We start from the raw sequence: 23574 nt of genomic DNA on the forward strand, positions 1-23574 counted from the left end.
CTGATATGGAGTAGTCCGCTGTCAAGTGGGCATGGCGAGGCGCCGCCGGGAGGGAGTCCTGGCGGCGCCTCTGTGCTTCGCGTGGCGGGCGCCGGCGAGCGTGTCGTTGGGCGACGCGCGGTCAGGCTGATATGCGCGGGTTGGCTACCGCAGGGCGGTGGTTCGGCTGGAGTCGGTCCGCGTGTCTAGGAGCGAACGTTGGCCCCAGGAGGGGGTCTGTTCATAGTTGCGCCGCGGGTGGCTCCACGCGCTGCCGCCGGCACCTTGCGCCGTGGCGAAGCGGCCTTCGGGAGTCAGTCGTCGTCCATGACTGCCAGGGACCAGCACCAGCCGGCCAGCTCGCGGGCGACGGCGACGTTGGCCACGGTCGGGCGCTTGCGCCGCTCGAGGAACCGCACCCACCGGGCGTGCAGGCGCTGGTTGCCCTCGTCGCCGCGGGCCCGTGCCGCGGCCGGGGCGAGCTCCCACCGGTCCCGAAGGGTCTTCCCGACCGCGTAGCGGGCACGGTGGTGCCAGGCGGCCTCGACCAGGAGGCGGCGGACGTGGGCGTTGCCGGTCTTGGTGATCGGCCCCTGCGCCCGGGACGCGCCCGAGGAATGCTCGGACGGGGTCAGCCCGACGAAGGAGCCGATGGTGGCCCCGGTGAACCGGTGCCAGTCTCCGATCTCTACCGCGAGGGCGAACCCGGTCAGCGTGCTGACCCCGCGCAGGCAGCCCAGGCGGTGTACGGCCGGGGCGAACTCGCTGCCCGCAGCGAGCTCCTCGATCGCGCGGTCGAGCCGGTCGCGGCGGGCTTTGACCGTCAGCACGGCCTCGTAGTCGGAGTCGAACGCCATCCGGGTCGCCCTCGAGCCCAGCGCCGGGGCCGCGTCCCTGCGCAGCCACGTGTCATGGGCCCCGGTCCAGGCATCGCCTCCGTCGTAGACGATCCCGTGCCGCAGCAGCAGCTTCGAGAGCCGGTGCCGGGCCCGCATCAGGTCCCCGCGGCAGTCCTCCCGCGCCCGCACCAGGTCACGCGCGGACTCCTGCTCCACGGTCGGGACCGCCACCGGGGTGACCTCGTCCAGGCGCAGCAGCCTCGCCAGGTGCACCGCGTCCCGGGCATCGGTCTTCACCCGGTCCCCCGACGGGCGCTGGAGCCGGGACGGGGCCGCAACCACGCACCTGACCCCCCGTGAGGTCAAGGCCCGCCAAAGCCCGAACCCCGTCGGGCCGGCCTCATAGACCACGGCGACCGGGCCTGGCAAGCAGGCCAGCCATGACCTGATCGCCTGCTCCGACGGGGCAAGCCTGGCCTGCACCAGCTCGCCGGTCACGCCGTCGATCGCCGCCGCGGCAACCGAACGGGCGTGCACATCCAGCCCAACACTCGTACGCTCAATGAACACCGGGGCCTCCCACGCATGTCGGATAGGCCGGGCAGGGGACTCTGCCCGGTAACCCACGAATGTGCGTGAGCGAGGCCCCGGCCCGCAACCACTCACGAAGCGGAGCGGTCACTCCATACCGTCTAGTGTTGGCCCATGGGGAATGAGGTGGGGACCAGTTCCACGATCGTCGAGCGCGGGCTGAGCGCCGACGAGGTAGCCCGGCGCGTAGCCGACGGCGCGACCAACGACGTGCCCCCTCGGGCCAGTCGCGGCACGTGGGAGATCGTGCGGGCGAACGTCTTCACGCGCATCAACGCGATCTTCGCGGTGCTCGCGGCCATCATCTTCTCCACGGGCTACCTCCTCGACGGGCTTTTCGCGGGCCTCATCGTCGCCAACAGCGTCGTCGGCATCGTCCAGGAGCTGCGTGCCAAACGCACGCTCGACCGGCTCGCGATCGTCGGGCAGGCCCGCCCGCGAGTGCGCCGCGACGGGCGCTCCGAGACCATTCCCCCGCATGAGATCGTCCTCGACGACGTGATCGAGCTCGGGCCCGGCGACCAGATCGTCGTCGACGGTCAGGTCCTCGCCGCGGATTCCCTCGAAATCGACGAATCGCTCCTCACGGGCGAATCCGATCCGATCATGAAGGGTCCGGACTCGACGGTGCTTTCCGGGAGCTTTGTCGTCTCGGGGACGGGCCTCTACCGCGCGACGAAGGTCGGCCGCGAGGCGTACGCCGCCCAGCTCGAGGATGAAGCGAGCAAGTTCACGCTCGTCAACTCGGAGCTCCGCAACGGCATCAACACGATCCTCAAGGTCATCACGTGGCTCCTGGTCCCGGCCGGGATCCTCTCCGTCTTCAACCAGCTCACCGGTCGGCAACCGCTTCCCGACGCCCTGCGCGGCATGGTCGCGGCGCTCGTTCCGATGGTCCCCGAGGGCCTCATCCTCATGACGACGATCGCGTTCGCCGTCGGAGTCGTCCGCCTCGGGCGCCGCAACTGCCTCGTCAACGAGCTCTCCGCGATCGAGGGGCTCGCGCGCGTCGACGTCGTGTGCGCAGACAAGACCGGGACGCTCACCGAGAACGCGATGGAGCTCGCCGAAGTGCGGCCCGTCGCCGCCCCAGCGAACGACGGCGCCGCCCACCTTGCGCTCGCGACGCAGGCCCTTTCGGCTCTGGCCGCAGCGGACCCTCGCCCGAACGCGAGCCTCCAGGCCATCGCTGAGGCGTTCCCCGCGTCTCCGGGCTGGCGGATCGGGACGACGCTCCCGTTTTCCTCCGCGCGCAAATATGGGGGCGCGAGCTTCGACGGTCACGGCACGTGGCTCCTCGGCGCACCGGATGTCCTCCTGCCTGCGGGGGCTGCGGCTCGCGACGAAGCCGAGGCTCTCGGTTCGCGGGGCGTGCGCGTCTTGCTTCTTGCGCGCGCGGAGCGGCTCGCCGCCGGTGGGCTCACGGGCCTCGGCGGCGGACCGGCGGGGGCGGGCTCCGCCGCCGGTGGGCTCACGGGCCTCGGGGGCGGACCGGCGGGGGCGGGCTCCGCCGCCGACGGGCTCCCGCACGGCCCCGGCGGCGGACCCGCGGGGGCGGGCTCCACCGCCGCCGGGCTCCCGCACGGCCTCGGCGAGGCGAGCTCCGCCGTCGTCGGCCCCGCGGAGCCCGGCGTCGACCCGGTCGCGCTCGTCGTCCTCGAGCAGAAGGTGCGCGACGATGCCCGCGCGACGCTCGACTACTTCGCGGCGCAGCGCGTCGCGGTCAAGGTCATCTCGGGGGACAACGCCGCGTCGGTCGGCGCTGTCGCGGGCCATCTGGGGCTCCCGGGCGCCGGCACCCCCGTCGACGCGCGGGACCTTCCGAACGACGACGCGCAGCTCGCGGGCGTCGTCGATGATCGGGCGGTGTTCGGCAGGGTAAGCCCCGCCCAGAAGCGGTCCATGGTGCGCGCGCTGCGATCGCGCGGACACACCGTCGCGATGACGGGCGACGGCGTCAACGACGTCCTCGCCCTCAAGGACGCGGACATCGGCGTCGCGATGGGGGCCGGCTCCCCCGCCACGCGCGCTGTCGCGCAGATCGTGCTCCTCGACAACAAGTTCGCGACGCTGCCGCACGTGGTCGGCGAGGGCCGACGCGTGATCGGGAACATCGAACGAGTCGCGAACCTCTTCCTCACGAAGACGGTCTACTCCGTCCTTCTCGCGCTCATGGTCGGCGTGCCGGGACTCATCGGCCTCGACGCCCTGCCGTACCCGTTCCTTCCACGGCACGTCACGATCACGGGATGGTTCACGATCGGCCTTCCCGCGTTCATCCTCTCGCTTGCGCCCAACCACGACCGCGCCCAGCCGGGGTTCGTGGGCCGCGTCATGCGGATGGCTATTCCCGCCGGGGTTGTCATCGCCGTCGCATCCTTCACGTGCTACCTCGTGGTGCGCCCCTCGGTGGCGAGCGGCGACGCAACCCAGGTCCAGGCCAGCACGTCAGCGCTCATGACCCTCATCGCCATTGCCCTGTGGGTGCTCGCGATCGTAGCCCGACCGTACGAATGGTGGAAGGTGCTCCTGGTCGGCGCCATGATGGCGGCGTCCTTCGCGATGTTCGCCCTCCCGCTCACACAGAGGCTCTTCGAGCTCGATCCGGGCAGCGCGACCTCGACCTCGGCCGCGCTCGTCTGCGCCGCGGTGGGAATCGCCGTCATCGAGCTCGGCTGGTGGGTGGACGGCTGGCTGCGGCGGGCCAAGGCAACGCGGGCCTGAACAGGAGCCGGCTGAACAGGAAGGGACGCGCGGCTCACGTCCGTGGGACCCACTCGAGCCCGGACGAACCGTAGAGCTCGGGCGGATGCGGATACTCGAGCTGTTGGCCCGAGATCAGCAGCGGTGGCGGGACGAATTCGAGGTCGCCGTACGCGCTCGCGACACGGCGCTTCGGCACCGGCGGCTCCACCCGTCCGCCCCCGAACGCGGGCGGTGCGGCGCTCAGGAGCTGGTTGGCCGTCGCGACGAGGGAAAGGTGCGCGCTCCCGCCGACGCCGCGGCGCCTCGCGGCAAGGAGCGCGACCGCGGCCGCAGCCATGCCCATCCCGGTCGCGTGGTCGAGCGCCTGGACCGGCAGCGCTCCGGGGCGCCACGCGCCGTCGTGCGTCGCCCCGTAGAGGTGCGCGATCCCGCACGCGGCCTGGACGATGCTGTCGAAGCCCCGCCCGTCCGACCACGGCCCCGCGCTTCCCCACGCGTTGAGTGAGACGACCGCGAGGTGCGGGTAGTCCCTCCGCAAGGACGCGGCGTCGAGGCCGTAGCGGGCCAGCGCGCCGCGACGATACCCCAAGAACACCGCATCGGCTGTCGACGCGAGCTCGCGGATGCTCGCGAGCTGCCCCGCGTCCGTGAAGTCCGCGAGCGCGCTGCGCTTCGCGAAACCTGTGTCGAGATGCTGGTCGAGGAGCTCCGGGAGCTGCGGCGGGTCTACGCGCAGGACGTCGGCGCCGAGAGCTGCGAGCAGCCGGGTGGCGCTCGGCCCCGCGATGACGCGCGTGAAATCGAGGATGCGGACGCCGTCCAGGGGCAAGTTCCCGTCCTGCGTCGCGGGGAGGGTGCGACGCGAGCTGACCGGGACCTCGTCGAGGGCGAACGTGATCCACGGTTCGGTCTCGGCAGCGAGGCCCATGGGCGAAGCGCCCCATTCATGACGGGTCCGGACGGCTGCCGCCACTCCGCCCGCGGCCCGCACCGTGGCCTCGACGTCGAGCGCTGTGCGTTCCCGCAGCGCGGCGTCGAGCTGGTCGGGCGCCGCGATGCCGAGCGCCGCGAGAAGCCGTGCGGCGTGGTGCGGATAGTTCGCATGGAGGCGCACCCACCCGTCCCGTGTGGAGTGGAACCCGGACATGGGCGCCCAGACTTTCGGCGGCGCGCCCGCAACGCGGAGATGGCGAATCGAGTCGAACGACGCCGCAACGAGGTCTGCCGACACGGTCACTTTGTGTCGTCGGTTCCGCGAGCGGACGACGGCGTCAAGCCCCTCAGCCAACGCGCCCACCGACCCGAGGGCGAGCGCTTCGACGTCGAGCACTCCGCCCCACCACGAGCGCGGGCCTTCCTACCAGTGCTCAGGATGGGGCCCAACCTCGACGATCGGCGCGAGCCACCGACGCAGCTCGAGCAGGTCCGTCATCACCGTTCGTCCTCGTGCATGCGTCCAGACTGGACGCGCCCGACCACTGAGGCAAGCGGCCGGCACACCACGGAGCCTCTCGCCGAGCGTGCTAGATAGTGGTTGTATCCAATTCACGACGACTCCCCAAAACGGCTTCCTCGCCAAGCGAGGCAGTGCGGCGCTCACGATCTTTTTCGGCGCGCTTGCGGGCTCGAACCAGTAAGGAACTACGTTGACTCAGCCCCCTCACTACCAGGCGCCTGATGCCCCCGCCTTCACCCCCTACGATTGGCGCGTCGGAACCAACACCCTCGCCATCGTTTCGCTCATCGGCGCGTTCTTCATTCCAATCGTCGGCGTGATCACGGGATTCATCGCGCTCGGCCAGATCAAGCGCACCGGGGAGAACGGCCGGGGACTGGCAATCGCTGGGATCATCATCGGCATTGCGGGCACGGTGCTCTGGAGCTTGGTCGTCGTCCTCAGCATCCTCGTCAGCCTCAGCACGACGACGTTCTGATCGCACCGCCCTCCTGCCGCAGATGCTCCCGCAGAAGTCGCGAGCACGCGAAAGGGCCGGGCACCCAGCCCAGCCCTTCGCCGTCGTCCGCCCCCGCCGCAACCCGCCAGAACGGGCGACCCGTCAGAACGGCGCGGCGAGGCTCGGGATCACATGTTGTACTCGATCGCTCCACCCTGGTGCAGGCAGATGATGTTGCCATCCGGATCCGCGAACCACGAGGCTTGCTCGTCGCCCATGGAAGAGATGTGCCGTGCATCCGTCTTGAGGTCGGGCAGATCGTAATCCTCGAAGCGCACGCCGTGCGCTTCGAGATCCGCCATGGCGCGCTCGATGTCATCGACGTCGAACGTCAAAGCGGTGTGGCCCGTGTGGACCGCTTGCGGGTCCACCATGAGGCCGAGCGATGCGGTTCCGTCCAGACCGAAGATTGTCATCCCGGTCGGGTCCTTGCCGCGGACAGGGAGCCCCAGCGCTCCCTCGTAGAATTCCCTGGCCCGGGCCTCGTCGGCCACTGTCAGGACTGTAGTTGTCGGGCGTGTTGCCAGATTCATGGAGCACCTCCACGAGGGGAACTGACGCCATCAATTTTAGGCTGGCCATTCCTTCGCCACGAGGGTCAGGACATCGTAGGTTGCGACAATTTCGTCGTTCTGATTTTCGATGACGGCATCCCAGCTCACCTCGCCGTACTCGTCCGTGACGCGAGGAGTGATCTGCTTCGCCGTGAGGGTCACGCGGATCGAGTCCCCGGCCGGAACCGGGGTGAGGAAGCGCAGGTTCTCGAGGCCGTAGTTCGCGAGGACCGGCCCAGGCTCGGGCGAGACGAAGAGTCCGGCCGCCCAGCTCACGAGCAGGTAGCCGTGCGCGACGATACCCGGGAAGAACGGATTCGCCGCCGCGGCTTCCTCGTTGGTGTGGGCGTAGAACTGGTCGCCTGTCTCGTTCGCGAACGCCGTGATGTCCTCGAGCGTCACTTGCCGCAGCTCGGAACGGACAGCATCGCCCACGCGGAGCTGGGCGAGAGGCTTCCGGAACGGGTGCGTCGCGGGATCCGAGGGGTCGGCAAGATGCCGGTCCGCGCCCTTGTGCCACACTCCCGTGACGGCCGTGAGCATGTTGGGCGAGCCCTGGATGGCCGTGCGCTGCATGTGGTGCTTGACCGAGCGGATGCCGCCGAGCTCCTCGCCGCCGCCCGCACGCCCCGGACCGCCGTGCACGAGGTGCGGGACGGGCGATCCGTGGCCGGTCGAGGTGCGTGCGTCCTCGCGGTTGAGCACGAGCACGCGACCGTGGTGGGACGCGATCCCAAGCGTGAGGGCCTGGGCCGTGGCCGGATCGTTCGTGCACACGGTCGCGACGAGCGATCCGGCGCCGAGCGCCGCGAGCTCGATGGCCTCGTCGATGGTCGAGTACCCGACCACCGAGGAGACCGGCCCGAATGCCTCCGTGCCGTGCAGGGCCGCGGCCCGCGCGTCGTCCCACGTGAGCACGACCGGTGACATGAACGCGCCGCCCTCGACGACCGCCTTCGAGCCACCCGCCGTCACAGCCTCGGGGGCGTCGAGCGAGCCCCACGCGATGTGGCCACCGGCCGCGACGAGCGACTCGACGGCGTCACGCACGTCGGCGAGCTGGGCCACCGACGCGAGGGCGCCCATCGTGACGCCGTCAGCGCGCGGATCCCCGATGACCACCTTCTCGGCGACGCGCGCGCCGATGGCCGCAACGACGTCGTCCACGATGTCCTGGGGCACGATCGTGCGGCGGATCGCCGTGCACTTCTGCCCCGCCTTGACCGTCATCTCGGTGACGACGGAGCGAACGAATGCGTCGAACTCGGGGGTTTCCGGCGCGGCGTCGGGCCCGAGGATCGCGGCGTTGAGCGAGTCCGTCTCGGAAGTGAAGCGCACCCCGCCGTGGACCACGTTCGGGTGGGACTTGAGAAGGTTCGCGGTCGTGGCCGAGCCCGTGAAGGAGACCATGTCGCGGTAGTCGAGCTCATCGAGGAGAGTTCGGGCGGAGCCGGAGATGAGTTGGAGCGAGCCCGCGGGGAGGATCCCGGACTCGATCATGAGCCGCACCACGGCCTCGGCCACGTAGCCGGTCGGGGTGGCGGGCTTGACGATCGTGGGGACGCCCGCGACGAACGCCGGAGCGAACTTCTCGAGCATGCCCCACGCGGGGAAATTGAAGGCGTTGATCTGCACCGCGACGCCGGGGATGCGCGAGTAGATGTGCTCGCCGACGAACGAACCGTCGCGGGACAGGACCTCCATGGGCCCGTCGACGATGACGTGGCTGTTGGGGAGTTCGCGCCGGCCCTTCGAGCCGAACGTGAAGAGGACGCCGATGCCGCCGTCGATGTCCACCATAGAATCGACCTTGGTTGCGCCCGTCTTGAACGACAGCTCGTAGAGCTCCTCGCGGCGGCCATTGAGGAACTGCGCAAGTTCCTTGAGCTTGAGGGCGCGCTCGTGGATCGTCAGCGCGCCAAGCCCGGCCTGCCCCACGGTACGGCCATGGCGGACGACGGCGGCAAGATCGAGCCCCTCGGTGCTCACCGCGGCGAGGGGCTCGCCCGTGCTCGCGTCGCGGACCTCGGCGAGCTTGCCCGCCGCGCCCTCGGCGGCCACGGCATCGTCCGAGGGTGTCCACCATGCGTCGAGCACGTAGCTCGGGACAATCGTGGCCTTCACTGGTGCTGCGGCGGCAGTGGTCATCGTCGACAGGTCCTTCCGATGCGGGGCTCGGGCCGAGGCCGGGTTCCAAGCGAAATTACTGACCGGCCGTTCGGTAACGTGTCTAGGATACACAACGGTTGTCGGCTCCGCGAGGATTGGCCGTCAGGTCGTATGCACGGCAGCCCCGCTCGCGGGCGGGCCCGGATCGCGGTCGAACTTGAATCGGTCGACAATTCCGCTCACCAGGCGAATGAGCGGCAGGACCGGCAGGAGGAGCACCTCCAAGACTGACCGTACTGAATCCTCGAGGATGGACGACGGCAAATACCACTGGCGTCCGTAGCCGTCGGTCCCTGTGCCCAGAGCGGCAACACCAGCGAGCGTTGCGTGGGCCCCGAGATTGATCACTCCTGCCCAGAAGAACACCCAGCCGTCAAGGCTCACCGACGCCGCCAAAAGGAGCACCCACGCTATCTCCGGACCGAAGACCCTCCATCGGATGGGGGCCAGCGCAGCGACCACAACGGCGCCCACCGCCAACTGCTGAGATTCCGGCCGATTGAGCCAGGCGATGAGCGCTTCAAGCCAATCGGAATCGTGCACACCAAGGAACGTCAATGTCCTTCGTGCCGCGTCCTCGGTTGCGAGTATGACGCGATTCGGCTCGGGATAATTCGCGAAGAACATGAGGAGTACACACAGCTCGACCACCTTCCCATAGGTTCGTCCCAGCGCCTCTTTGACCTTGTCTCCCAACACTTCCCCCACGAGACCCATTCCGACCGCTACTGGCTCCGCCATGTGCCTCCCCCTTCGCCGTGCATTTGCGAGCAACTACGGAGCACGCTAGTGGGCCGCTCCGATATTTCTGGCCACCCGAGATCTGCATGCCCCGAAGAGGGTCACTAAAAGCACTGCGCCGAACCTCGTCGGCCGAGAGCGCCGAGGCCTACCCTGAGCCGCATGACTCGCATAGCCCCCAGAGCAACACGCCTCGCCCGCCTCGTCTCCTCCGTGCTCGCGGCGCTTGGTCTCATCGTCGGCGCCGCGGTGCTTCCAGCCGCGGCCGCGCCCCCGCCGTCGTACGTTGCCCTCGGCGACTCGATCGCGGCGGGAACGGGCGGCGGCGCGTACCTCAATCAGTGCCTCCAGACGGCCGAGTCGTACCCTGCGCTCCTCGGGGCAAGCGCGAATCTCGCGTGCTACGGCGCCACGACATCGGACGTCGTCGCCGGTCAGGTCCCAGCCCTGCCCGCGACCGCTCGCAACGTGACGATCACCGTCGGCGCGAACGACGTCGGAGACCGCGCCGTGGCGTTCGCATGCGCGACTGGCCCGGGCTCGCCCGCCTGCCAGCAGGCGATCTACACCTCGGTCTTCATCCTGCTACCGCAGCTTCCGGCGAAGCTTGCCGCGACGATCTCCGCCGTGAAGGCCAAGGCACCCGGCGCGCACATCACCCTCACGGGGTACCCGCTCCTGTTCACGGTCTCCGGCCTGCCGACCGCCGAGCAACCGGTTGCAGCCCAGATCAACGGCGCGATCGCGCTCCTCAACGCCACGATTGCGGGCACCTCGCTCACGCACGGGGCCGCGTACGCCGATGTCACCTGGCGCTTCTTCGGCCATGGCATCGGCTCGCCGGACCCGTGGATCCACCCGTTCGTGCTGGGCGACCCCGCATCGTTCCACCCCACCGCCGCGGGATACGCGCTCGGCTACGTGCCGAGCGTCGGGCCGTTCATCCGCTGACGCGGTCGCCTACCGGCCGAGCTTGGCCCGGATCCGGCCGAGCTCGGCCTCGCTGAGGCCATGGCCGAGGAGGTACTCCTCGGCATCGATCCCCGCGGCGAAGTCCGCGAGCGCCGCCTGCCGCGCGGCGAGGAGCAACCCCAGCTCAGCCTCGTCCTGATAGCTCTCATAGGGGTGACGGGTGGGGCTGACGCGATGCCATTCGTTGATCCCGCGGACGCTCGCCTCGTCCTGCTCGGCGGCCGAGCGAGCCGCCGCCCCCGGATCCGCGAGCTGAAGCAGCAGCGTCACGATGATCCCCGTGCGGTCCCGTCCGGCCGAGCAGTGAACGACGACGCCGGCCGGCGCCTCCGCGATCGCCCGGAAGACGGCGACGATCCGCTCGGGAAAGAGCCGGACGACGCCCGCGTAGCCGCTCGGATGGTTCAGGTACGGCGGAGTGCGGTGGGCGAACACCTCGGCATGCTCTGGATGGTCGGGGTCCTCCGTCGGGCTGTTGACGACGTCGATGCCCGCCATCGCCTCGGGCCGCACCTCGGGGTCCGTCGGGCGACGGCGCCGCTCGCCCGGGTTCCGGAGGTCGATCACGGTGCGGACGCCGTCGTCGTGCATCTGCCGCCAGCCTCGCTCGGTGAGCCATTCGCTGCGGCCCATGCGGTACACGGACCCGAGCACGCGACGCGCATTGACGGCGCCCTCCCACGCGACGCCAGCGTCACGGCTGGGCGAGGCGTCACGGCGGGGCGCGGCGTCACTCATAAGGCCGAGCCTACCGCCGCGGCATCCCCGTGGCGTGGCCACATCTCACCCAACCCGTGGCCACATCTCGCCCAACCCGTGGCCGGTGGCCACGCGTCCGGCGAGAGACGGCCAGGCGTCAGCTCCAGTCGTAGAACCCCTTGCCGGTCTTGCGTCCGAGTTCGCCGTTGGCGACCTTGTCGCGCAGGATCTGGGGCGGCGCGAAGCGCTCCCCGAGGGTCTTGTGGAGGTATTCGGCGATGCCGAGGCGCACGTCGAGCCCCACGATGTCGGTCGTCCGGAGCGGCCCGACGGGGTGCTTGTAGCCGAGCACCATCGCGTTGTCGATGTCCTCGGCGCTCGCGACCCCTTCTTCGAGCATGCGCATGGCCTCAAGGGCGATCGCGACCCCGAGGCGCGAGGAAGCGAACCCGGGTGCGTCCCTCACGACGACGGCGGTCTTCCCGAGCGCGTGCACCCACTGGCGGGCGGCGGCGAGCACCTCGGGCGAAGTCCGCCCGGCGACGACGACCTCGATGAGCGTGGACGCCGGAACCGGGTTGAAGAAGTGCAGGCCGAGGAAGTTCTCGGGCCGCGCGAGCGATTGGGCGAGGTCGCCCACAGAGAGCGACGAGGTGTTCGTGGCGAGGTAGGCGTGCGGGGAGATTTCGCGCTCGACGGCGGCGAGCGCCGTGGCCTTGAGCGTCGGGTCTTCGGGGACGGCCTCGACGACGAGGTCGCAGAACGCGAAGTCGGCGTAGTCCGTCGAGGTCGCGAAGCGGTTGAGGATGGCTTCGAGGCCAACGGTCACGGCGCCGCGCTCGATCGACGCCTCGACCGAGGATTCGACGCGCCCCCGCGCCCCCTGCGCGGCTTCCTCGTCGCGTTCGACGACGACGACTTTCGCACCCCGTGTGAGGAACGCGTGGGCGATCCCGGCTCCCATGCGCCCTCCGCCGAGGACGCCGACGGTAGCGGGCAGCCCCTCCGCGAGGGGGATGCCCGGCGCGGGCTTCTCGCCGAAGGCTTCGTTGAGGGCCTCTTCGATGTTCATGGCGTCACTTCTTCCTGCTGTTCTTCTTCTCGAGAAACTGCTGCATGCGGTCGAACTTGGCCTGGGACTCGAAGAGGATGCCCTGGGCCAAGGTGTCGATAACGGGATGCGCCTCCCGGGGTGTATGGAACACGGCCTTCGAGATCCGCACGGCGAGCGGGTCCTGCCTGGCGATGCGGTCCGCGAGCGCGTCCGCGGCGCCGAGCAGTTCCTCGGGCTCGACGAGCTCGGTCACGAGTCCGGCGGAGAGGCACTCCGGGCCCGTGAGCACCCGCCCCGCGAGAAGGATGTCCTTCGCGAGCGGCTCCCCCACGAGCTCGCGGAGTCGCCACGTCGCGCCGGCGGCCGCCATGATCCCGAGGCCGGTCTCCGGGTTGCCCATCCGCAGGGCCGGGGTGCCGATCCGGAAGTCCGCCGCGTAGGCAAGCTCGGCGCCGCCGCCGAGCGCATAGCCGTCGAGCGCCGCGATCACGGGCATGGGCAGCTTGGCGATCCGGTCGAAGACCGTCGAGTTGATGCCGGCCAGGGCGTCATCACGACGGCGCTCGCGGAGCTGGGCGATGTCCGCGCCCGAGGCGAAGATCCCCTTCGCTCCGGTGTCCGCGTCCGCGGGCGTGCCCGAGAGGATGAGGACTTTCGGGTGCGTCTCGAGATGCGCGCACACCGCGTGGAGCTCCGCGACCATCGCAGCGTCGATCGCGTTGCGCACCTCGGGGCGGTGCAGCGTCGCGTGGAGACGGTCGTCGCGCTCGGCGATGAGCAGCGTCGTGAACCGGGACGCGTCGAGGCGCGCCCCGCCGTCGTGCGCTGACTGTGCACCCCCGGCATTGGCGGACGACGACGGTCCTGCGCCGTCCGCCGTCGTCTCCCCCGCCGCGGTGGTTGCCTCCCCCATCACACGCCCTCCACGAGAAGCGCCGTGCCCTGGCCCACGCCGACGCACATCGTGGCGAGGCCCAGCTTGCGCCCCGCCCCGGCGAGCTCGCGCTCCATCCGGCCAAGGAGCGTCACGACCAACCGCGAGCCAGAGGAGCCGAGCGGGTGACCGAGCGCAATCGCTCCGCCGTCGGCGTTGACGATCTCCGGCTCGAGCTTGAGCTCGCGCATGACCGCGAGGGACTGGGACGCAAAGGCCTCGTTGAGCTCGACGGCGCCGAGGTCGCCGACCGAGAGGCCCGCACGGTCGAGCACCTTGCGCGTCGCGGGCACGGGGCCCATGCCCATGATCTCGGGGGCGACGCCGGCCGAGGCTCCGTCGAGGATGCGGGCGCGCGGGGCCAGGCCGAAGCGTTCGACGGCGGCCTCCGACGCCACGATGATGGCCGACGCGCCGTCGTTCAGGCTCGACGCGTTCCCGGCCGTCACCACCGTGCCGCCCTTCACGACGGGGCGCAGCCCCGAGAGGACCTCCATCGTGGTTCCGGGCCGCGGCCCCTCGTCCGTGTCGACGACGGTCTGCGCACCCTTCCGCCCCGCCACGGTCACCGGCACGATCTCCTCCGCGAACCTCCCGGCCTCGATCGCCGCGAGCGCCCGCTCGTGCGAGCGGACGGCGAACGCGTCGCAGTCTTCGCGCGACGTCTCGAACACGCGCGCGACCTCCTCGGCCGTCTCCGGCATCGAGAACGTCGCCTTGCCGTCGCGCGAGAGCTCGCCGGAGAGGAACGCAGGGTTCGTGAAGCGCCAGCCGATCGAGGTGTCGAACACGGCGCCGGGCTTCGCGAACGCCTTGTCCGGCTTCTCCATGACCCACGGCGCGCGGCTCATCGACTCGACGCCGCCCGCGACGACGACGTCGGCAGCCCCAGCCTTGACCATGTGGCTGGCCATGATGACCGCCGAGAGGCCGGAGGCACACAGCCGGTTGACGGTGATGCCGGGCACGCTGTCCGGATACCCGGCCAGAAGCCACGCCATGCGCGCGACATTCCGGTTCTCCTCCCCCGCGCCGTTCGCGTTGCCGAGGATCACCTCGTCGACGGACGCCGGGTCCACCCCAGCGCGTTCGACGGCGGCGCGCACCGTGAGTGCCGCAAGATCGTCGGGGCGGATGGACGAGAGGGCGCCGCCGTAGCGGCCCACGGGCGTGCGGGCACCGCCGATCAGAAAGGCCTCAGCCATGAGCACATCCTTATGCGTAGGGATCCCGGCCAAATTACCGACCGTTCGTTCTATAAAGATTACCCGCGGCTGGCTGAGGGTCAACCCATGACGACGACGAGTGGTGGCAAGGGCCGCGAGAGGGGCGGCCGCGGCCGAGACGCCTTGTGGCCGAAAAGAACGCCGTAGGAGGCCTTCTCGGCCATAACGCGTCCTCCGGCACATCCGGAACGCAAGCGGGCGCCCGCTCGTTCCATCGCTAAATGAGGACTCTCGACTCCATGCCCAGGCCCCGCAGACCGCGCCCCGGCAACCCCGCGCCCGGCAGCCGATTCGGGCGCTTCACGGCCACCGATCTCCTCGCCGTCGTCCTCTACGTCGCACTGCCGCTCGCCGTCGTGCTTCTGCCGCTCAACCGCGCGACGTGGATTCGGACGAATCCGGTCGTCGCGTCGTACCTGCTCAACCTCGCCGTGTACGGGGTCGTGTTCGTCGTGGCGGCTGTCTCAGCGCGGGCCTACTTCGCGCGCGATGTCCGGATCCTCGCGTCTCGCCCCTGGTTCACGGCCGGAATCCTGCCGGTCATGCTCATCGCGATGCTCGTCGTCACGGCAATCCTCGTGACGCTCGCGGGCGGGATCCAGGTCTCGAGGAACCAGGAGGACATCGAGGCCGTCGCGCAGGGCGTCCCCTGGTGGTTCACGGCGCCGCTGCTCGTCGTGGTCGGCCCGTTCGTCGAGGAGTACGTGTTCCGGCACCTCATGATCGGGAAGCTGAGCCTCTTTCTCAACCGCTGGTTCTGCTACGCCATCTCGATAATGCTCTTCGCGTCCCTGCACATCGTGGGACGCGACGACTTCACGGTCCAGGCGCTAGCGCCCTACCTGGGGCTCGGCGGGGTGCTCGTGTTCGCCTACGTGTGGACGGGCAACAACCTCGCATTCAGCGTCTCGCTGCACGCCCTCAAGAACCTGCTCTCCGTGGTGCTCATGTACACGCTGGACCTCTCGGCCGTCCAGCCGTAACCGCAAGACCGCTCCATGAGAGACGTGGCCAGGCAGCGGACGCCCCCTGTCCGCTTCGCCCTTCCCGGACCGCCAAGCCGGGCCTAGCGTTGAGGCATGGCATACGACATCCAGATCGTGGTCGACTCGCGCGACCCCCACGCCCAGGCCGATTGGTGGGCAGAGACGCTCGGCTGGGCCGTCGAGCCGAGCAACGAAGAGTTCATCCGGCGCATGATCGCCGAGGGCTTCGCGACCGAGGAGGAGACGATGGTCTACCACGGCATGCTCGTGTGGGCGAGCGCCCAGGCCATCGCCCCCGAAGACGAGCTGGACCGCAAGGACCGCCGGCGCATCCTGTTCCAGGTGGTGCCCGAGGGGAAGGCGGTCAAGAACCGCGTGCACTGGGACGTCCGCCTCGCGGGCGACGACAAGGATGTGATCCGCGCGAAGCTCGAGGCAAGGGGCGCGACGTTCCTCTGGGAGGCGGCCGAGGGACCGCACTCGTGGTACACCATGGCGGACCCCGAGGGGAACGAGTTCTGCATCTCGTAAGCCGCATGTCGTCTGGGCCAGACGGGGATGTCGGCCGCCCCGACTAGACTTTCAGCCGTGACCTCCTCCGCCGCGACCGCCCTGCCCGAGAAAGTCTCCGACGTCTTCGACCCCCTGCGCTGGCGCGTCGTCGAGGGCTTCGACTTCGCTGATCTGACCTATCACCGGCAGGTGGAACGAGACGTGGCGGGCACGATCGTGCGCGACCTTCCAGCCGTCCGCATCGCCTTCAACCGGCCGGAAGTGCGCAACGCGTTCCGGCCCGGAACGGTCGACGAGCTGTACCGGGCGATGGACCACGCCCGCATGACGCCGGATGTCGCGACCGTCCTCCTCACGGGCAACGGGCCGTCCCCCAGGGACGGCGGGCATGCATTCTGCTCGGGCGGAGACCAGCGGATCCGCGGGCGCGAAGGGTACAAGTACGCCTCGGGAGACACCGCGGAGACGATCGATCCGGCAAGGGCCGGCCGCCTCCACATCCTCGAGGTCCAGCGGCTCATGCGGACCATGCCCAAGGTGGTCATCGCCGTCGTCAACGGCTGGGCCGCGGGCGGCGGGCATTCGCTGCACGTCGTCTCCGATCTCACGATCGCCTCGCGGGAGTACGGCAAGTTCAAGCAGACCGACGCGACCGTCGGCTCGTTCGACGCGGGCTACGGCTCCGCACTCCTGGCCCGCCAGATCGGGCAGAAACGCGCCCGCGAGATCTTCTTCCTGGCCCGCGAATACTCGGCCGAGGACATGGTCGCGGTGGGAGCGGTGAACGAGGCCGTCGACCATGCGCGCCTCGAAGACGTCGCACTCGAGTACGCGGCGGACATCGCCCGCCAGTCGCCGCAGGCCATCCGTATGCTCAAGTTCGCGTTCAACCTCGCCGACGACGGGCTCGCGGGCCAGCAGGTCTTCGCGGGCGAGGCGACCCGCCTCGCGTACATGACGGACGAGGCCGTTGAGGGCCGCGACGCGTTCCTGCAGAAGCGCGAGCCCGACTGGTCCGAGTTTCCGTACTATTACTGACTTGCACGCACCCGCCCGCCCCAGGCGCCCACCAACCCGGCCGAAGGAACACCCATGAGCCTCGACCCCGTCCTCAAGGCCCTCGCGGCAGCCCTCGCCGACGAGGGGCCCGCCGTCGAGTTCGGCCCCGCGGGAACCGGAGCTTCCGGCGCGTGGCGCGTGTGGCATCCGACGACGGCGGTGGGCTCGCTGCCTGAGGGGACGGCCGTCGTCGTCCGCACGTCAGGGTCAACCGGGACGCCCAAGGCGACGGCCCTCACGGTCGACGCGCTCGCGGCGTCGTCGGCCAGCACCGCCGTGGCGCTCCGGGGCGAGGGCCAATGGCTCCTCGCCCTCCCGCTCGAATACATCGCCGGCGTCCAGGTGCTCGTGCGTTCCCTCTTCGCGGGCACGAGGCCCGTCGAGATGAGCCTCTCGTCGGGCTTCAGCCCCGAGGCCTTCGCGGACGCGGCGGAGGAGCTCACGGACCCCGTCCGCTTCACCTCCCTCGTGCCCACTCAGCTGCGGCGGCTCCTCGAGGACCCCGGCCCGCGCGTGTCGAAGGCGCTGCGGCGCTTCAACGCCGTCCTCGTCGGCGGCGCGCCCATTCCCCCGGGCCTGCTCGAGCGCGCGGGCGAGGCCGGCGTCCACGTCGTCACGACCTACGGATCGGCCGAGACCTGCGGCGGCTGCGTCTACAACGGCAAGCCGCTCGACGGCGTCTCCGTGCGGATCGCGGACGACGGGCGCATCCACCTCGGCGGCGAGGTCGTCGCCGCCGGCTATGTGGGCGACCCCGAGCGCACGGCCGAGCACTTCGTGGAGGAGGGCGGCGAGCGCTGGTTCGTCACCTCCGACCTCGGCGAGATCGGCGAGGACGGCCGCCTGCGGGTGCTCGGGCGAACGGACGACGTCGTCATCACGGGCGGCGTCAAGGCCTCCGCCGCACAGGTCGCGCGCGGCCTCGAGGCGATCGACGGCGTGCGCGAGGCGTTCGTCGCGGGCGTCAGAGACGCCGAATGGGGTCAGGCGCTCGCCGTCGCGGTCGTGCTGTCCTCGCCGCAGCGCTCCCCCGGCGGGCTCGACGCGGTGCGAGCCGACGCCGTCGTCCGCCTCGGCCGGCTCGCACCCAAGACGTGGCTCGTGGTCGACGAGCTGCCGCTCCTGTCGAACGGCAAGCCGGACCGCCAAGCTCTCTGCGAGGCCCTCTCCCGCGCGCACGCCGCGCGGCGCAAACCCTAACCCCACCGACTCCCCAACTCGTCAGGAAACCCCCGTGGCAACATTCGCCCAGTGGGTCCAGGGCGCCCGCCCCCGGACCCTCCCCATGGCCGTCGCGCCGGTCATCGTCGGAAGCGCGGCCGCCTTCGGCCTCGGCTCGTTCAGGCCCGTCAACGCGGTCCTCGCGGCCCTCGTTGCCGTCATGCTCCAGGTCGGCGTGAACTACGCGAACGACTACTCTGACGGGATCCGCGGGACCGACGACCATCGGGTGGGCCCCTTCCGGCTCGTGGGCGGCGGGGCGGCCGCTCCGGGCGCCGTCAAGCGGGCCGCGTTCCTCTCGTTCGGTGCGGCGGCCCTGTTCGGGCTCGCGCTTGTCGCGCTTTCGCAGACGTGGTGGCTCATCATCGTCGGTGCGGCGAGCGTCCTCGCGGCCTGGGGCTACACGGGGGGCAAGCGGCCCTACGGGTACCTCGGCCTCGGGGACCTGTTCGTGTTCGTGTTCTTCGGCCTCGTCGCGACCCTCGGCACGACGTACACGCAGGCGCTCACGCTGAGCCCGGCCTCGTGGGCGGGGGCCATCGCGACGGGGCTCATCGCGGACGCGCTGCTCATGGCCAACAATGTGCGGGACATCCCCACGGACCGCGTGGCGGGCAAGCGGACCCTCGCCGTCCGGCTGGGCGACCGCGCCGCACGCCTCTCGTACCCCGTGATGCTCGGCGTCGCCGTCGTCGCCGGGCTCGCGCTCGCCCCGTCGAATCCGTGGATGCTGCTCGTGCTCGCCCTCGTCCCCGCATGCGTTGCGCCGGCGCGGACGATGCTCTCGGGCGCCGCCGGACCGGGCCTCATTCCCGTCCTTCAGCAGACGGGCTTCATCAATCTGGGCTTCGCCGCCCTGTTCGCCGTCGCGTCCGTGCTGGGGCGCGGGTAACGCTACGGGGTACCGCCGCGCGACGCCGACCGCGCAGCGCGTCGGGACGCGCTCACGTGCAGGGTTCGCAGGTCGGTCACGCCTCGGCGGGGCCGCCCTCGCCCTCGGCCCGACGCTGGGCCTCGTCGATCGAATCCTCAGCCTCGGCGTCCTCCTGCTCGCGCGACGAGGTCACCTTCTTGCGCCCGCCGAACACGTCGCTCACGTCGGACGCCGCGGCATTCCGCTGTCGGTTGAGGAACAGGAAGCTCACCGCGAACGCAATGATGACCGCGTACACCGCCGAGAGGACGCCACCGATGCCGAGCAGCAGGAACACCACGAACGGAATCACGAAAAGGGCCGCACGGATGAGGGTGTACTTCAAAAACGCCACTAGCCAAGTTTACTAAACTAGCTCTATGGCCCGTCTCCTGCCCGTCATCGTCATCCTGGCGGCATGGCTCTACGCGATGGTGGACTGCGCTATGGCCGACCGCGCGGCAGTGCGCGGCCTGTCCAAGACGTCGTGGTTCCTCATCACGATCCTTCCCGTCATCGGAACCCTTCTGTGGTTCATCTTCGGCCGGCCGCGGCGGACCGCTCCTCCGACGTCGGGCGACACGCGGGGGCGGCGCCCGGTGGCTCCGGACGACGATCCCGACTTCCTCCGCGGGCTCTGAGCCTCGGCCGGGGCGGACGGCACAAGCTACGAGGCGCCCTTCCCCGCAATGGGGCCGCTGGCCCGCGGCACAATAGCGGCGAAGCGGCACAGACGCGGAGGGGGCAACCCTGGTGCGGCGGTCAGCCCGCGCTCACGCCGCCGTACGAGTGGAGGCCCGTGAAGTAGATGTTCACGACCGTGAAGTTCACGATGATGCACACGTAGCCGACGATCCCGAGCCACGCCGCGCGGGTCCCCGTCCATCCACGAGTGGCCCGCGCATGCAGGTACGCCGCGTAAACCACCCAGATGACGAAGCTCCAGACTTCCTTCGTGTCCCAGCCCCAGAACCGGCCCCATGCCTTCTCGGCCCAGATCGCGCCGAACATGACCGTGAGCGTCCAGCCGACGAAAGCGATCGTGTTGATCCGGTAGGAGAGCGTCTCGAGCGTGAGCGCGCTCGGCACGAGCCGCATGAACCCGCCGTTGTCGAGGCCGCCCGCGGCGATCTTCGCCTCGCGGCGCGACTGGACGAGCTGGAGGACGGCCATTGAGAACGTGATCGTGAAGAGCGCCGAGGAGAGCACGGCGATCGAGACGTGGATGACGAGCCAGTAGCTCTGGAGCGCGGGCACGAGGTGCCCCACGGGCGTCCAGAAGGCGACAGCGGCGGCGACCATCATGACGACGACGAGGCCGAGGACGAACGTGCCGAGGAAGCGGAGATCACGCTTGATGAGGGTGATCAGGAAGACCGCCGTCACGAGGAGTGCACCGGTCGTGCAGAACTCGTACATGTTGCCCCACGGCACGCGCCCCGCGGCGATGCCTCGCGTCACGACCCCGGCCACATGGATCGCGAGGCCGAGGATGCTGAGCGCGACTCCGACGCGCGCGGCATTCCGCCGCGCCGCGTAGGCGAGCCCCCCGTCGGCCACGGCGGCCCGGCCCGAAGCGCCCCGGCCTGGAGCGCCCCGGCCTGGGGCGGGCGTGGCTGGGGCGGGCGTGGCTGGGGCTAGGGCGGGTGGGGCGGGAGATTCGTGCGACGGCGCAACCCGGCTTCCGCCGTCGGACGTTCCCTCCGCGTCGCTCGTCGTCGCCGATTCGGCTCCCCCCGCCATCGCGGGCACGGCTATCGAGGGCACCTTCGCGGCGGCCGTCGTGCCGGCTTTCGAACCGGCTTCGGCGAGCCGGGACGCATCGCGCTGGGCCGTCTTGCCGCTCGTCGCCATGTCCCACGCGAAGGCGAGGAACGCGATGACGTACGTGCCAGCGGCGAGGAGCATGAAGAGTTCGCTGTACTCGCCGAGCGTCTGGTTGATGGGTCCCATCACAGGCCCTTCCCTGAGGTTGACTGAGAAGTATTATCCGCCGCGTCCTCCGGCAGCCCCCATGCCTTCGTGAGAAGCTCGCGCACCGCGCGCCCCTCGCCCGCGAGGCCGTGGTCCTCGCCGCGCGCGAGGAGGCCGTACTCGACCATCGTCCGGCCGTCCTCGTGGTCGCCGAACCGAACCCACAGGCGGCGCCGCGGCACGAAGAGCGACGCGATGAGCCCGGCGAGGGAGAACAGCGCGAAGCCGAGCGCCCACGTCTGGCCGGGGTTGTGGTGGATGTCGAGGCCCACGTAGCGCTTGAGGCCGTCGAAGCTGATGGAGCCCTGCCCGTCCGGAAGCGAGTACGACTGCCCCGCGCTCAGCACGATGCCCTTCGCCGGGAGGTCGCGGCCATTGACCTGCTTGAGCTTGGAGACGTCGAGCGCGTAGACGTTCTGCGGCGTGCCCTTGTCGAGGCCGAGGTCGCCCACGTAGGAGTTGAGGCTCAGCTGAGGGTTGAGGGGATCGGGATCGGCGCTGAAGGACACGCCGTCCTGGCCTTTCACGGCGGTCGGCAGGAAGAAGCCGACGAATCCGAGCTGGGTCGGCTTCGCGTCCGGGGCCTTGATGACGATCGTGGACGTGTAGACCGTGTCCATGGTCTGGGCCGGAATGGGGCCCTGGTAGGCGATCTTCCCGTCGCCGCCGCGCACCGTGACGACGGGCGCGTAGCCGTTGCCGACGAGGTACAGGTCGGTGTCGCCGATGCTCAGGGGATCGTTGACCTTGAGGTCCTGATCCTTCGCCGCGGACTCGGGCGAATCCTTGGTCGTGACGTGCGCCGTGAAGTCGAGCGGCTGGCCGAACTTGCCGGGCGACTCGCGGTCGTAGCGCACGTCGAACTTGTCGAGCTTGATGGAGTAGGGCTTGAGCCACGACGACTGGAAGTCGGTCCCCGGATTGAACTGGTCGTAGCCCACGAGGGTGTTCACGAACGTGTCCCCCTCGACGAGGATGCGCTGCCCGCTGTAGCCGAAGAGGATCCCGACGGCGACGGAGACGAGCACGCCCACGAGCCCGCCATGGAAGCAGAGGTTCCCTAGCTCCTTGAGATAGCCGCGCTCGGCACCCACCGAGGCAAGGGCGTTACGTCGGCGAGCCCCGCCCGAGCCGGCGGGCCCAGCGTCCGCCGAGCCGGCGCCGCGCTTGACAACGTCGGCGCCCGCTGAGTCGTCGCCGCCCACAGGAGTTCGCAGCTCCACTCGGTAGCCGCGCTTCTTGAGCAGCGCCGTCGCCTGCTCGGCCGCCACCGCGGAGCCCAGTCCTTGCTCGGCCGGGACCACGAGCGTCCCGTAGACGGGAAGCCGCGAGAGGCGCGCCGGCGTGCGCGGGGGCTTGGACCGCCATGCCTTCCAGTGCGCGATCGCCCGGGGCACCACACAGCCGATGAGCGAGATGAACAGGAGCAGGTAGATCGCCGAGAACCAGACGGACGAATAGACGTCGAACACCTGGAGCTTGTCGAGGATCGGCCCGTAGTCCGCGTGGTCCTTGAGGTACTGGGTCACGACGGCCGGATTGATCGGACGCTGCGGGAACAGCGAGCCCGGAACGGCGGCCACCGCGAGAAGCAGGAGCAGGAACAGCGCCGTGCGCATGCTCGTGAGCTGGGTCCACGCCCAGCGCAGCGTGCCGAGGATCCCGAGGGCGGGGAGGGCGACGTCGTCGCGCTTCGCGTTGCGCGGCTTCTTGGAGTTCGGTGTCTTCAGGCTCATCAGATGGGCGGCCTCACGGTTCCGATCCACAGCTGCAGCTGGGAAATCCAATGGCTCCACACGCCCGAGACGATGAGCACGCCGATGAGGATCAGCATGCCGCCGCCGAAGGCCTGCAGTGCCCTGCGGTGCTTCTTGAAGAATTTGAGTGCGCCCATGCCGCGGCGGAACGCGAGGGCGATGAGGAGGAACGGCACGCCGAGGCCGAGGCAGTAGATAAATGTCAAAAAGGCGCCCTTGTAGGCGGTCGGACCGTCCGTGAACGCGAGCAACTGGACCGAGGCGAGGGTCGGACCGATGCACGGGACCCAGCCAAGCCCGAAGGTGATCCCGAGGACGGGCGCGCCCCAGAGGCCCGCGGGCGGCTTCGCATGCACCCGCGCCTCGCGCTGGAAGATCCCGAGCCCGCCCATGAACACGATGCCCATGAGGACGACGACGATGCCCAGCACGCGCGTGAGCCACACCTGGGAGGTCGCGAGCCACGAGCCGAGCTGGCCGAACACGGCCCCCGTCGCGACGAACACCACCGTGAAGCCCAGCACGAAGAGCCCGATGCCCGCGACCATGCGGCCGCGCTTCTGCTTCTCGAGATCCACGCCCGTGAGGCCCGTGACGTAGCCGAGATAGCCAGGAACGAGCGGGAGGACGCACGGCGAGAGGAACGAGACGATGCCTGCTAGCAGTGCAACGGGTATGGCAAGCAGAAGAGAGCCGTTCAGGACGGCCTCACTGAAGCTGTTCGCGCCCACG

22 protein-coding genes are annotated in these 23574 nt (G+C 70.0%); 9 read left to right on the top strand and 13 right to left on the bottom strand.

Annotated features, from left to right (window positions below):
* Positions 1-293: 293 nt before the first annotated feature.
* Positions 294-1388, bottom strand: a complete 1095-nt coding sequence (locus RBS12_RS15540; protein WP_307964926.1) for an IS110 family transposase — start codon at positions 1386-1388, stop codon at positions 294-296.
* A gap of 135 nt (positions 1389-1523) precedes the next feature.
* On the opposite strand from RBS12_RS15540, the gene RBS12_RS15545 reads away from it, so the two are divergent.
* Complete coding sequence (locus RBS12_RS15545) at positions 1524-4133, top strand: HAD-IC family P-type ATPase (protein WP_307967045.1); 2610 nt, start codon at positions 1524-1526, stop codon at positions 4131-4133.
* 34 nt (positions 4134-4167) lie between these two features.
* Here the strand turns inward: RBS12_RS15545 and RBS12_RS15550 are convergent, their stop codons facing one another.
* Entirely contained in the window at positions 4168-5445 is a 1278-nt protein-coding gene (locus RBS12_RS15550) for a CoA transferase (RefSeq protein WP_307967046.1), read from the bottom strand.
* 316 nt (positions 5446-5761) lie between these two features.
* On the opposite strand from RBS12_RS15550, the gene RBS12_RS15555 reads away from it, so the two are divergent.
* Positions 5762-6049, top strand: a complete 288-nt coding sequence (locus RBS12_RS15555) for a DUF4190 domain-containing protein (protein ID WP_307967047.1) — start codon at positions 5762-5764, stop codon at positions 6047-6049.
* A 149-nt stretch (positions 6050-6198) separates the two neighbouring features.
* On the opposite strand, the gene RBS12_RS15560 is transcribed toward RBS12_RS15555, so the two are convergent.
* The 3 genes from RBS12_RS15560 to RBS12_RS15570 all read right to left on the bottom strand — a co-directional run bounded on the left by RBS12_RS15560 (position 6199) and on the right by RBS12_RS15570 (position 9534).
* Positions 6199-6564: a VOC family protein gene (locus RBS12_RS15560; protein ID WP_307967048.1), complete on the bottom strand. Its 366-nt coding sequence runs from the start codon at positions 6562-6564 to the stop codon at positions 6199-6201.
* Positions 6565-6639: 75 nt separating this feature from the next.
* Positions 6640-8772 carry a phenylacetic acid degradation bifunctional protein PaaZ gene (gene paaZ, locus RBS12_RS15565; RefSeq protein WP_307967049.1) on the bottom strand — a complete coding sequence of 711 codons (2133 nt, stop codon included), beginning with the start codon at positions 8770-8772 and terminating at the stop codon, positions 6640-6642.
* A gap of 123 nt (positions 8773-8895) precedes the next feature.
* Positions 8896-9534 (bottom strand): hypothetical protein, encoded by a 639-nt coding sequence (locus RBS12_RS15570; protein WP_307967050.1) that lies wholly within the window; start codon positions 9532-9534, stop codon positions 8896-8898.
* A gap of 162 nt (positions 9535-9696) precedes the next feature.
* Here RBS12_RS15570 and RBS12_RS15575 point away from each other — a divergent pair, with 162 nt between their 5' ends.
* On the top strand, positions 9697-10485 hold the full coding sequence (locus RBS12_RS15575; protein ID WP_307967051.1) for an SGNH/GDSL hydrolase family protein: 789 nt from the start codon (positions 9697-9699) through the stop codon (positions 10483-10485).
* A gap of 9 nt (positions 10486-10494) precedes the next feature.
* Here the strand turns inward: RBS12_RS15575 and RBS12_RS15580 are convergent, their stop codons facing one another.
* From RBS12_RS15580 to RBS12_RS15595, 4 genes are all read right to left on the bottom strand, one after another.
* Entirely contained in the window at positions 10495-11244 is a 750-nt protein-coding gene (locus tag RBS12_RS15580) for a tyrosine-protein phosphatase (protein ID WP_307967052.1), read from the bottom strand.
* Positions 11245-11362: 118 nt separating this feature from the next.
* The gene (locus RBS12_RS15585; protein WP_373886541.1) at positions 11363-12169 is read right to left on the bottom strand and encodes a 3-hydroxyacyl-CoA dehydrogenase family protein; all 807 of its coding nucleotides are present in this window, start codon (positions 12167-12169) and stop codon (positions 11363-11365) included.
* Positions 12170-12281: 112 nt separating this feature from the next.
* Entirely contained in the window at positions 12282-13172 is an 891-nt protein-coding gene (locus tag RBS12_RS15590; RefSeq protein ID WP_307967054.1) for an enoyl-CoA hydratase/isomerase family protein, read from the bottom strand.
* Positions 13172-14398, bottom strand: a complete 1227-nt coding sequence (locus tag RBS12_RS15595; protein WP_307967055.1) for an acetyl-CoA C-acyltransferase — start codon at positions 14396-14398, stop codon at positions 13172-13174. The genes RBS12_RS15590 and RBS12_RS15595 overlap by 1 nt, the downstream gene beginning before the upstream one ends.
* Before the next feature lie 242 nt (positions 14399-14640).
* On the opposite strand from RBS12_RS15595, the gene RBS12_RS15600 reads away from it, so the two are divergent.
* The 5 genes from RBS12_RS15600 to RBS12_RS15620 all read left to right on the top strand — a co-directional run bounded on the left by RBS12_RS15600 (position 14641) and on the right by RBS12_RS15620 (position 19090).
* Positions 14641-15402, top strand: a complete 762-nt coding sequence (locus tag RBS12_RS15600) for a CPBP family intramembrane glutamic endopeptidase (protein ID WP_307967056.1) — start codon at positions 14641-14643, stop codon at positions 15400-15402.
* A 96-nt stretch (positions 15403-15498) separates the two neighbouring features.
* Positions 15499-15936, top strand: coding sequence for a VOC family protein (locus tag RBS12_RS15605; protein WP_307967057.1), 438 nt, complete (start codon positions 15499-15501; stop codon positions 15934-15936).
* A gap of 57 nt (positions 15937-15993) precedes the next feature.
* Positions 15994-16956 carry a 1,4-dihydroxy-2-naphthoyl-CoA synthase gene (locus RBS12_RS15610; protein ID WP_373886537.1) on the top strand — a complete coding sequence of 321 codons (963 nt, stop codon included), beginning with the start codon at positions 15994-15996 and terminating at the stop codon, positions 16954-16956.
* 54 nt (positions 16957-17010) lie between these two features.
* Positions 17011-18177 (top strand): AMP-binding protein, encoded by a 1167-nt coding sequence (locus RBS12_RS15615; RefSeq protein WP_307967059.1) that lies wholly within the window; start codon positions 17011-17013, stop codon positions 18175-18177.
* A gap of 34 nt (positions 18178-18211) precedes the next feature.
* Positions 18212-19090, top strand: coding sequence for a 1,4-dihydroxy-2-naphthoate polyprenyltransferase (locus RBS12_RS15620; RefSeq protein WP_307967060.1), 879 nt, complete (start codon positions 18212-18214; stop codon positions 19088-19090).
* 76 nt (positions 19091-19166) lie between these two features.
* Here RBS12_RS15620 and RBS12_RS15625 read toward each other — a convergent pair whose 3' ends face one another.
* On the bottom strand, positions 19167-19466 hold the full coding sequence (locus RBS12_RS15625; protein WP_307967061.1) for a DUF4229 domain-containing protein: 300 nt from the start codon (positions 19464-19466) through the stop codon (positions 19167-19169).
* A 25-nt stretch (positions 19467-19491) separates the two neighbouring features.
* Here RBS12_RS15625 and RBS12_RS15630 point away from each other — a divergent pair, with 25 nt between their 5' ends.
* A complete protein-coding gene (locus RBS12_RS15630) occupies positions 19492-19752 on the top strand; it encodes a PLDc N-terminal domain-containing protein (protein ID WP_307967062.1) in 261 nt (86 codons plus the stop codon).
* Between the two features lie 121 nt (positions 19753-19873).
* Here RBS12_RS15630 and ccsB read toward each other — a convergent pair whose 3' ends face one another.
* From ccsB to RBS12_RS15645, 3 genes are read right to left on the bottom strand one after another with little or no spacing between them, the layout of a single operon-like run.
* Positions 19874-21064: a c-type cytochrome biogenesis protein CcsB gene (gene ccsB / locus RBS12_RS15635; protein ID WP_373886542.1), complete on the bottom strand. Its 1191-nt coding sequence runs from the start codon at positions 21062-21064 to the stop codon at positions 19874-19876.
* Positions 21064-22821, bottom strand: coding sequence for a cytochrome c biogenesis protein ResB (locus tag RBS12_RS15640; RefSeq protein WP_307967064.1), 1758 nt, complete (start codon positions 22819-22821; stop codon positions 21064-21066). The genes ccsB and RBS12_RS15640 overlap by 1 nt, the downstream gene beginning before the upstream one ends.
* On the bottom strand, positions 22821-23573 hold the full coding sequence (locus tag RBS12_RS15645; RefSeq protein ID WP_307967065.1) for a cytochrome c biogenesis CcdA family protein: 753 nt from the start codon (positions 23571-23573) through the stop codon (positions 22821-22823). Before RBS12_RS15645 ends, RBS12_RS15640 begins: the two co-directional genes overlap by 1 nt.
* Between the last annotated feature and the right edge of the window lies 1 nt (position 23574).

This window comes from Sinomonas sp. ASV322 (assembly GCF_030908245.1).
Lineage (GTDB): Bacteria > Actinomycetota > Actinomycetes > Actinomycetales > Micrococcaceae > Sinomonas.

Bases quoted from the DNA above. Each gene is read 5' to 3' on its own strand.
- ccsB (WP_373886542.1), bottom strand. From the start codon at position 21,064: ATGGGACCCATCAACCAGACGCTCGGCGAGTACAGCGAACTCTTCATG.
- RBS12_RS15640 (WP_307967064.1), bottom strand. From the start codon at position 22,821: ATGAGCCTGAAGACACCGAACTCCAAGAAGCCGCGCAACGCGAAGCGC.
- RBS12_RS15570 (WP_307967050.1), bottom strand. From the start codon at position 9,534: ATGGCGGAGCCAGTAGCGGTCGGAATGGGTCTCGTGGGGGAAGTGTTG.
- RBS12_RS15590 (WP_307967054.1), bottom strand. From the start codon at position 13,172: ATGGGGGAGGCAACCACCGCGGCGGGGGAGACGACGGCGGACGGCGCA.
- RBS12_RS15585 (WP_373886541.1), bottom strand. From the start codon at position 12,169: ATGGGAGCCGGGATCGCCCACGCGTTCCTCACACGGGGTGCGAAAGTC.
- RBS12_RS15545 (WP_307967045.1), top strand. From the start codon at position 1,524: ATGGGGAATGAGGTGGGGACCAGTTCCACGATCGTCGAGCGCGGGCTG.
- RBS12_RS15575 (WP_307967051.1), top strand. From the start codon at position 9,697: ATGACTCGCATAGCCCCCAGAGCAACACGCCTCGCCCGCCTCGTCTCC.
- RBS12_RS15600 (WP_307967056.1), top strand. From the start codon at position 14,641: ATGAGGACTCTCGACTCCATGCCCAGGCCCCGCAGACCGCGCCCCGGC.
- RBS12_RS15605 (WP_307967057.1), top strand. From the start codon at position 15,499: ATGGCATACGACATCCAGATCGTGGTCGACTCGCGCGACCCCCACGCC.
- RBS12_RS15630 (WP_307967062.1), top strand. From the start codon at position 19,492: ATGGCCCGTCTCCTGCCCGTCATCGTCATCCTGGCGGCATGGCTCTAC.
- RBS12_RS15595 (WP_307967055.1), bottom strand. From the start codon at position 14,398: ATGGCTGAGGCCTTTCTGATCGGCGGTGCCCGCACGCCCGTGGGCCGC.
- RBS12_RS15580 (WP_307967052.1), bottom strand. From the start codon at position 11,244: ATGAGTGACGCCGCGCCCCGCCGTGACGCCTCGCCCAGCCGTGACGCT.
- RBS12_RS15615 (WP_307967059.1), top strand. From the start codon at position 17,011: ATGAGCCTCGACCCCGTCCTCAAGGCCCTCGCGGCAGCCCTCGCCGAC.
- paaZ (WP_307967049.1), bottom strand. From the start codon at position 8,772: ATGACCACTGCCGCCGCAGCACCAGTGAAGGCCACGATTGTCCCGAGC.